Genomic DNA, 8800 nt, shown 5'->3' with positions numbered 1-8800 from the left:
CATTGACTCCAACGGCCAAGACGACCTTATAATTGACTTCGGCCAGGCTGCTTCAAGTGCAAAAACCGGTTTATGGATACGTTATAATAATGGTGCGTCATGGAAGTGGGTATCAAAAGATAGCACAGCTGAAATACTGACAGCCGACATTGATGGTAATGGAATAAAAGATCTTGTAATGGATTTTGGCCAGGATTCTTCAAGTGCAAAAACCGGTTTATGGGTACGTTATAATAACAGTGCTTCATGGAAACATATTGCGCTAGATAGCGTGTATGAAATGCTGGCATCTGACATTGACTCCAACGGCCAAGACGACCTTATAATTGACTTCGGCCAGGCTGCTTCAAGTGCAAAAACCGGTTTATGGATACGTTATAATAATGGTGCGTCATGGAAGTGGGTATCAAAAGATAGCACAAATGGCAATAATAATACAGAATCACCAGCATAAAATATGATATATCTTTGTATATTTTTATCAGTTTCTATTCTTTTATCTGGTTGCAAAGCGGATTTACGCAAACACGATGTCCAATACGAACAAGCAATTAAAGAAACTGCGCGCCAAGAACAAGTCGGGGTTATTGCTGATAAAATAGATAAGCCGTCCGAATTGCAACAAATAACAGATTTAGATAATGCTGATTCTGCCAATATAATCGCGGAATTTGACGCTTTAAAAGAAGAGGACTACGCGGACGCGGAGTTTGATAGTCTTGCGGAAAATAATGATTACAAAGCCGAGTTTGACACCATGGCAGAACAAAGCCATTATGAAGCTGAATTTGATTCCTTGGACGAAAAAGACTACCAGGAAGCGGAATTTGATAAGATAAGCCAAGATAATGTCAAAGCTGAATTTGACTCCATTGACCGAACACAGGCCGAGCCTGAACTTATGAGTGAGAGTGAATAAACATACCGCATTTAAAGGCAAAAACAGCCCGAATCATCACATCGGGCTTTTTTGTTTATACACAGATATCATATGAAAATAACCCATATATTTTTCTGCCTATTGATATTTACCATTACAGCCTGCAAAATAGCTTTTTGCCAGGATGATGATTTCTCCGGAGGCAGGGGCTTTGCCCCATGGGAAAGGCTAAACGAAGAGGCCGTGGAATTTTATAAAGCCGGAGACTTTGCCCAGGCCCTTGCCAGAGCAGAAGAGGCGCTGAAGGCATCGGAATATGCACTTGGAAAAGACAGCCCTGTTGTAGCCACAGCGCTAAATAATCTTGCCCTGCTATACTATAAACAAAAACAATATGATAAAGCCGAGGTTTTCTATACGCGTTCTCTTGAGATAAGCCAAAAGGCATACGGCAATGAAAGCGCGGAGGCAGGCCAGGTGCTTAATAATCTTGGGACGCTTTCCTATGCCAAGGCGGATTATGACAAGGCAGAGTCATATTACAGGCGCTCGCTTGCCATAAGAGACAAAGCGCTGGGGCCAGACCACCCTGACACAAGAAAAAGCGTAAATAACCTGATAGCACTGCACCACGCCAAGGGCGCCTTTGAGCAAAAGTCGGCATTGACAAATTACTTTGAGGACATGTTTGTAGAAGCCTCCGACATATATGAGCGCATTAATTCCGGACGCGACATAGTGATGCTTGACGTAAGAAGCAGGGACAAGCAAGATACGAATTACATACCCAATTCCATACGTTTTTCGTCGGATAATTTTAAAAGCTCGCAGGATGACCTTTCGCGGATACTTCAAAGCACCAACCGCGGGGCTGTAATAGTGGTATTTTCATCGGCAGATGAGGATATCAGCGAGATAGTGAAGTATATCAGGGCCCTTGGCCATAGGGCATATGCCCTCAAGGGCGGTTTCGCTTCATGGCAGAAACAGGAACAGGGCTCTTGAGAGGCGCAAGGCGCATTATTCCCCGCGCGTTATCCGGAGTAAGAGTACTAGATTCCTCGCTTCGCTCGGAATGACAAGCGTTCTTCGCTTGTCATCCAGAGCGGCACGAGGCGGGGCCGGAGTCGGCCGCGAAGGATCTGGGGGTGACCCCTGTGTCATCCAGAGCGGCACGAGGCGGGGCCGGAGTCGGCCGCGAAGGATCTGGGAGTGAAATGAGTACCAGATTCCTCGCTTCGCTCGGAATGACAGAGGGGGCCTTCGTCGCGCCTTCGGCGGTCCTCTGAATGACAACGTGAATTAAACTTTGCAAAAGTTAAAAAAACTGTTATAATTTTTAGAAAATACAATAAAAAATACCATTTTTTTAAATAATCTTTATCATATGACAAATAAGAAAAAATCAATAATTGTTACAGGGGCCGCGGGTTTCGTAGGATGGAAAACATGCGAATTCCTTCTTAAGAATAACTCCATGGTAATTGGAGTTGATAACCTAAACAGTTATTATGACACACAGCTCAAGAAGTGGCGGCTTAACCAGCTTAAACACTTTAAAGGTTTTAAATTTTACAAAAGTGATATAGAAAATATAAACGATATTAAACACATAATTAAGATGTCTAAACCTGGGGCTGTGATTAATCTCGCGGCAAGAGCAGGCGTTAGATACAGCGTTGAAAATCCATTCATATATGCCACCACAAACGTGATCGGCACTTTAAATTTACTTGAACTTTGCAGGCAACACAATATTAATAAATTCGTTACAGCATCCACATCATCCCTTTACGCGGGTCAAAAAATGCCTTTTAAAGAAACTCTTGCCGTTAATACACCCATATCACCATATGCCGCTACAAAAAAAGCTGCCGAGGCTTTATGCTATACATATCACCATTTGTTTGGCATAGATACGTGTATCTTACGGTATTTCACTGTTTATGGGCCCGCGGGAAGGCCTGATATGAGCCCTTTTAAATTTATTGAAAAAATCCGTCGTGGGTTGCCTGTAGAAATATATGGCGACGGCCGGCAAAAAAGAGACTTTACCTATATTGACGATATCGCCGATGCTACTATCAAAGCGTTAAAAATAAAAGGTTACAATATTTTTAATCTCGGTAATAATAAGCCTCATACATTGCTTAAACTTATCGCTTTAATTGAACATCAATTAGGGAAGAAGGCTATCAAAAAATATCTAAAACCCTATAAAACAGATATGGAAGCAACATGGGCTGATATATCAAAAGCGAATAAAATACTTGATTGGATACCGCAAACAGAACTCGCTAAGGGCATTGAAAAAACTGTAAAGTGGCATTGCAATAATAATTTTGTAAATTCTATAACAATAAATTAAACCAACAGACGTTTTGAAAGTTGTAAGGCACACTGCCTCCAAGTTGAGAAGGACGGTGTACCCTATGCATCATCAGGAGAGACGGTACCAGATTCCTCGCTTCGCTCGGAATGACAAGCGTTCTTCGCTTGTCATCCAGAGCGGCGGAAGGCGAGGCACGCCTCGGTCGCGAAGGATCTGGGAGTGACCCGTGCGTCATCCAGAGCGGCACGAGTCGGGGTCAGAGTAGGCCGCGAAGGATCTGGGGGTGAAATGAGTACCAGATTCCTCGCTTCGCTCGGAATGACAGGCGTTGTCTTCGGCGCTCCTCTGAATGACAAAAGTGATGCTCGGCATGACATTGGGTCGCTCGGAATGACAGGAAAAAACAAATCTGCTTGAAAAGGCCCGCCATGCGCGATATAATATTTTCTAAAATACTTTAGGGAGAGCTAATGGCTAATATAAAAGGTATAGACTTTACACAGGAAGACCCATGGCGTGTATTCAGGATAATGGGAGAATTTGTTGAAGGTTTTGAAGAACTCTCCAAGGTAGGCCCTGCCGTGACGGTATTCGGTTCGGCGCGCACCAAACCTAATGATAAATACTATAAATTGGCCGAGGAGATCGCTTATAAGCTGGCCAAATTAAAATACGCTGTCATTACAGGCGCCGGCCCCGGGATAATGGAGGCGGCCAACAAAGGGGCCATGAGAGCAAAGGGCAAATCAATCGGGCTTAATATCCACATACCCATCGTGCAAAAACCCAATCCATTTGTTAACCATCTTATTGACTTCAAATATTTCTTCTGCCGCAAGGTCATGTTTGTTAAATACGCCAAGGCCTTTGTTGTCATGCCCGGCGGTTTCGGAACGCTTGATGAGTTTTTTGAGGCCGTAACACTCATTCAGACAGAAAGGATACAGCCTTTTCCCGTTATCCTGGTAGGCTCCGATTACTGGAAAGATATTGTGCAATGGATAAAAAACACCCTCGTTAAAAAAGGGCTTATCAGCGGCCATGAATTCAATTTGTTCCAAATAGCGGATTCGGCGGATAAGGTCATCCGCATAATACGCGGCTATTACAAAAAGTAATCTCTTATGCCTTGCCTTAAAAAAAATCTTATCTCAAACCCCGGCCAAAAAGCCGTAATAATTCAAATATATAATTTACTATTCAAGTCATACGGCAGGCAGAACTGGTGGCCTGCCAAAAGCCCCTTTGAGGTAATTATAGGCGCCATACTTACGCAAAACACCAATTGGTCCAATGTGGAAAAGGCCATAAAAGGCCTTCGGCGCAAAGGCCTTTTATCGCCTCCTGCCTTAAGGAAAGCAAAGTTAGGGACAATCGCTTCGGCCATCAGGCCCAGCGGATATTATAATATGAAGGCCGTAAAGCTTAAATGTTTTCTACATTTTCTTTTTTCCGAGCATAAGGGCCGCGTCAGCAATATGCGGATATCGGATACGGCTTTACTGCGCGCAAGGCTTCTTGAGGTAAAGGGCATAGGCCCTGAAACCTGCGATTCCATACTGCTTTACGCGCTTGATAAGCCTGTCTTTGTAGTTGACGCTTACACAAGAAGGCTTGCCGGCTGTATGGGCCTTGCCGATGATACCAAAAGCTATGATTTTATAAGCAAAATGTTTATGGATAATCTTCCCCGAGATACCCGGCTTTTCAATGAATATCATGCCCTGATAGTGCGGCATGCCAAAAACACCTGTAGAAAAAAACCTATATGTTCTCAATGCGTCCTGCGTAAATTGAAAGGCACAGCCCATGCGAGTTGAGGTATTCAGGATACAGCTTAACACCAAAGGAAATAATGACATTATTGACATCACAGCGGATATTGCCGCAAGGCTTACTGAAAGCGGGCTAAAAAAAGGCATTGCCTGCGTATCGGTTATCGGCTCAACAGCATCTATTACCACCATGGAATACGAACCCGCGCTTGTAACCGATATGAAGCGTCTTTTTGAAAAAATCGCGCCGTCTGGCGTGGGCTATGAACACGATAAGACATGGGGCGATGCCAACGGCTATTCGCATCTAAGGGCTTCGCTTCTTGGGCCATCGGTAACCATACCGTTTGAGGATGGGGGATTATGCCTTGGAACGTGGCAGCAGATTGTTTTGCTTGATTTTGATAATCGTCACAGAAAAAGAGACATCAGGCTCCATTTTACAGGAGTATAGTATATGGAAACCGCGGATAATTTAGGCAAATATTATAAAAAATTAAATAAAGCCCAGGCAGAGGTCGTTGATAAGACAGACGGCCCCTTGCTTGTTTTGGCAGGCCCGGGCACGGGAAAAACCGAACTTTTATCGGTAAGGGCGGCGGCCATTATCAGCAAAAAAGGAATAAAGCCCGAGAATATCCTTGTGCTGACATATACCAATGCCGCGGCCAAGGCGATGAAACAGCGCCTTGTAAAGATACTCGGCCGGGGCGGTTATGATATTGAGGCAGGCACATTTCACAGCTTTGCCAATTCCGTGATACTTGAATCCGATGAGGCGCGCGAATACACGCAAGACAGGATAATGATATCTGATTTTGAAAATGTAAAGCTTATGGAATATATATTGGACAATACCGAGGGAATTGACCCTATCAGGCCTTTTAGAAGCGCCTATATGTATAAAAAATCAATACTTGAGGCCATAAGCGAAATTAAAAAAGAGGGCATTAGCTTTGCCGAGTTTGAAACGATAGCAGGCCAGGCCAAGGCGGATGATATTTATTTATCAGACAAAGACCTTCCGAGAATACTGGCCCTGGCAAAGGTCTATAAACTTTACGAGGAATACAAGTCGGGTAAAAATAAAGCCATTCTTGATGAGAGAGGAAGATATGATTACGACGACATGATATTGTTTTCCACAAAAGCTCTTAGAGAAAATCACGCGCTTAAAAAAGCCCTTCGGGAACAATACCGTTATATTATGGTTGATGAGTTTCAGGATACCAACGGCGCGCAGTTGGGCCTGCTTATGGAGCTGGCCGGCGAAGGAGAGCCCAATCTCTGCTGTGTAGGAGACGATGACCAGTCAATATTTCGTTTTCAGGGGGCGAGCCTGGGTAATTTTAAGCTGTTGAAAGAGGCTTATCCGGGCATTGAGACAATATCTCTTAAAGAAAATTACCGCTCGGCAGAGGAAATAATAAAGGTTTCCGAAAAACTAATCAATTTCCTGCCCGCGGATGAAAGGATAGCGGCAAAACAGCTTCTGCCCAACAAAAATTACAAAGACAAGGTGATAGAGTTTCGCGAATTTTCAACTGAATCGGAAGAACTTCTTTTTATCGTAAAACGCGTTGAAGAACTTAAAGCCGCTATTGAGAAATCAGCGGATATATCCGCAGAAGATAAAAAAGCCCCTTACAATAATATTGCCGTCCTTGTAAGAAAAAGGTCCGACATATTAAAGATTGTTGACGCCTTCCTTGCCGCGGGTATACCCTACGCGACAGACGGCAAAGAGGACATCAGCGGCGAAAAAAGGGTAAGGCAAATGATTGATATCATAATGCTTGCCGATTCCTCCAGGACTGAAGCTCTGGCCGAAAAAGACACTCTTTTATTCGGCGTGCTTACAAGCGATTATATGCAAATACCCCTTTCCGACGTCCTGCTGGTCATTAACCGCGTAAAATCCATGCGCGCGGACAGGCAGGATCCCAGGCCCAGGCAGGAAATAACTTTTTTCAGGGAATTTATGGATATATTTGACGCCGCCGATATTGACTTAGGCTTTGACGACAATAAGGAGGCCTGTCTTGGGGCTGTCAAAAAATACAGTTTTAAAAATCCTTTGGCCCTGCAGAGGGCGGCATGGGCCATAAAGAGGTTTATCCGCAACGCGAATTCATTGCCCGCTCATACCGCGCTTCTGCAATACATAGACGACATAGGCCTGTTTCGCTTTATCCTCAAGTCATATATTGACGATCAGGTCCTGCGTATACGCGACCTGCGAGCTTTGGGTTCTTTTGTAAATCTTGTAAGAGAAGACGATGTCAACAGGCCTGCCGCCAAGTTGAGTGAGCTCGTGGATATGCTCAATACGCTTAAAGAACACGGCATGGCCCTGCAGGGAAGGCTTGTGTCAATGAGCCAGAACGGAGTCCGCGTATTCACAGCTCACGGCTCAAAAGGTCTTGAATTTTATTCTGTCATAATACCGTTTTGTGTTCAGGACAAGAATTGGCCGGTAAAGCACAGGATTTCGCTGATACCGCTTCCTCCGGAAATTTATAAAACCCGCGAAAGAGCCCACGACAAGGCCAAAAAACGCGAGCTTGCCTCCCATGATGAGACAAGGCTGTTTTATGTCGCCTCAACACGGGCCAAGTCGCATCTTATTTATACGGCAAGCCCTGCCGAAGGCGATATAAGCAGTGCGTATCTTCAGCTCATAGGCATTGACAGGGATAATATCAGCCAGGAGGCCGATGAAGAGCTGATAATAGGAAGGAGCCTCTTTGTTTCCAATAAACAGGACCCTTTTATCGGCACGGAGGATATCCTTTCGGACCTGGTATCAAATCTAACGCTTAATCCCACAAGCCTTAATAATTACATAAACTGCAAACGCAGGTTTTTGTATAATGATGTCCTGCGCCTTCCATCGGGTAAAAAACTAAGCCTGGTATTTGGAAACTGTGTCCACAAAGGCCTTGAAGATGTATATGATTTCTTTAGAAAAAAGAAAAAATTTCCGGATTATGATTTTTTTAAGGCGGCTTTTTTTAAAGAACTCCAATACCAGGGGCCTGAAGAAGCCATAAGGCTAAGATGCGCCGAACACGTCAATTCATTAAAAGACTGGTATACAAAAGAATCTATAAATCCGGTCATGCCTTTGGGCCTTGAAAACAAGCTGTCAATACTTTTGGGTGATGATCTCGTTTTTACCGGTAAATACGATAAAACCGAATCAATAGCCGGCACGGACACGCTTATAAGGGTGGTTGACTACAAGACAGGCAAGCCTGACGAACACGTCAAAAAACTCTCATCCGGCACCAAAGACCTTTCAAGCGCTGAATGTGAAGGTTATCTAAGACAGCTTATAGCGTATAAATTGCTTTATGATAACGATAAGTCGTCTGGGGCAAAAAAAGTCGCCGAAGGAATGCTTGTCTTTGTTGAGCCGGCAAAAACTTCAAATAAAAAACACGGGCTTAAGATAGGCGAGCATGTCAGGATAAGCCTGAAAATAACGGATGATATGGTGTCGGAGCTTGAATGTGTTGTTAAAGACTCCTGGAAATCCATAAAACAGCTATGCTTTGATAAACTGCCGGAATACGATAAATCAAAAGAAAAATGCGGCAATTGCGATTATAAGCATATCTGCTGGCCTAACCAACCGTTACTTTAAAAACCATCACCCCTGTTATTCCCACTGTCACTCCAAGCGCCACCACTGTCGTTCCGAGTGTCCACCACTGTCATTCCAAGTGCCACTTCTGTCATTCAGAGGAGCGCCGAAGGCAACGCCTGTCACTCCGAGTGTCACCACTGTCATTCCGAGCGAAGCGAGGA

At 44.2% G+C, this 8800-nt stretch carries 8 protein-coding genes; all 8 read left to right on the top strand.

The features are described 5' to 3' along the window. The coding region (locus PHV77_02235) for a hypothetical protein (protein ID MDD5504116.1) at nucleotides 1-454 on the top strand (454 nt) is incomplete at its 5' end. A 3-nt stretch (nucleotides 455-457) separates the two neighbouring features. After that, nucleotides 458-919 (top strand): hypothetical protein, encoded by a 462-nt coding sequence (locus tag PHV77_02230; GenBank protein ID MDD5504115.1) that lies wholly within the window; start codon nucleotides 458-460, stop codon nucleotides 917-919. 72 nt (nucleotides 920-991) lie between these two features. Beyond that, nucleotides 992-1885: a tetratricopeptide repeat protein gene (locus PHV77_02225; protein MDD5504114.1), complete on the top strand. Its 894-nt coding sequence runs from the start codon at nucleotides 992-994 to the stop codon at nucleotides 1883-1885. A gap of 382 nt (nucleotides 1886-2267) precedes the next feature. Further along, the gene (locus tag PHV77_02220) at nucleotides 2268-3248 is read left to right on the top strand and encodes a GDP-mannose 4,6-dehydratase (protein MDD5504113.1); all 981 of its coding nucleotides are present in this window, start codon (nucleotides 2268-2270) and stop codon (nucleotides 3246-3248) included. A 434-nt stretch (nucleotides 3249-3682) separates the two neighbouring features. Beyond that, on the top strand, nucleotides 3683-4330 hold the full coding sequence (locus tag PHV77_02215; GenBank protein ID MDD5504112.1) for a TIGR00730 family Rossman fold protein: 648 nt from the start codon (nucleotides 3683-3685) through the stop codon (nucleotides 4328-4330). Between the two features lie 6 nt (nucleotides 4331-4336). Further along, nucleotides 4337-5032, top strand: a complete 696-nt coding sequence (locus PHV77_02210) for an endonuclease III domain-containing protein (GenBank protein MDD5504111.1) — start codon at nucleotides 4337-4339, stop codon at nucleotides 5030-5032. Beyond that, a complete protein-coding gene (locus tag PHV77_02205; protein ID MDD5504110.1) occupies nucleotides 5022-5441 on the top strand; it encodes a secondary thiamine-phosphate synthase enzyme YjbQ in 420 nt (139 codons plus the stop codon). Before PHV77_02210 ends, PHV77_02205 begins: the two co-directional genes overlap by 11 nt. A 3-nt stretch (nucleotides 5442-5444) precedes the next feature. Beyond that, nucleotides 5445-8636, top strand: coding sequence for an ATP-dependent DNA helicase (locus PHV77_02200; protein MDD5504109.1), 3192 nt, complete (start codon nucleotides 5445-5447; stop codon nucleotides 8634-8636). Nucleotides 8637-8800: the final 164 nt, after the last annotated feature.

Source organism: Candidatus Omnitrophota bacterium (assembly GCA_028716165.1).
Classification (GTDB): Bacteria; Omnitrophota; Gorgyraeia; order JABMRG01; family JABMRG01; genus JAQUQI01.
Note: the sequence above shows the minus strand (reverse complement) of the source record. Positions and strands in the feature narration are given on the sequence as shown.

Coding starts and splice junctions, on each gene's coding strand:
- PHV77_02230 (MDD5504115.1), top strand. CDS start 458: ATGATATATCTTTGTATATTTTTATCAGTTTCTATTCTTTTATCTGGT.
- PHV77_02220 (MDD5504113.1), top strand. CDS start 2,268: ATGACAAATAAGAAAAAATCAATAATTGTTACAGGGGCCGCGGGTTTC.
- PHV77_02225 (MDD5504114.1), top strand. CDS start 992: ATGAAAATAACCCATATATTTTTCTGCCTATTGATATTTACCATTACA.
- PHV77_02215 (MDD5504112.1), top strand. CDS start 3,683: ATGGCTAATATAAAAGGTATAGACTTTACACAGGAAGACCCATGGCGT.
- PHV77_02205 (MDD5504110.1), top strand. CDS start 5,022: ATGCGAGTTGAGGTATTCAGGATACAGCTTAACACCAAAGGAAATAAT.
- PHV77_02210 (MDD5504111.1), top strand. CDS start 4,337: ATGCCTTGCCTTAAAAAAAATCTTATCTCAAACCCCGGCCAAAAAGCC.
- PHV77_02200 (MDD5504109.1), top strand. CDS start 5,445: ATGGAAACCGCGGATAATTTAGGCAAATATTATAAAAAATTAAATAAA.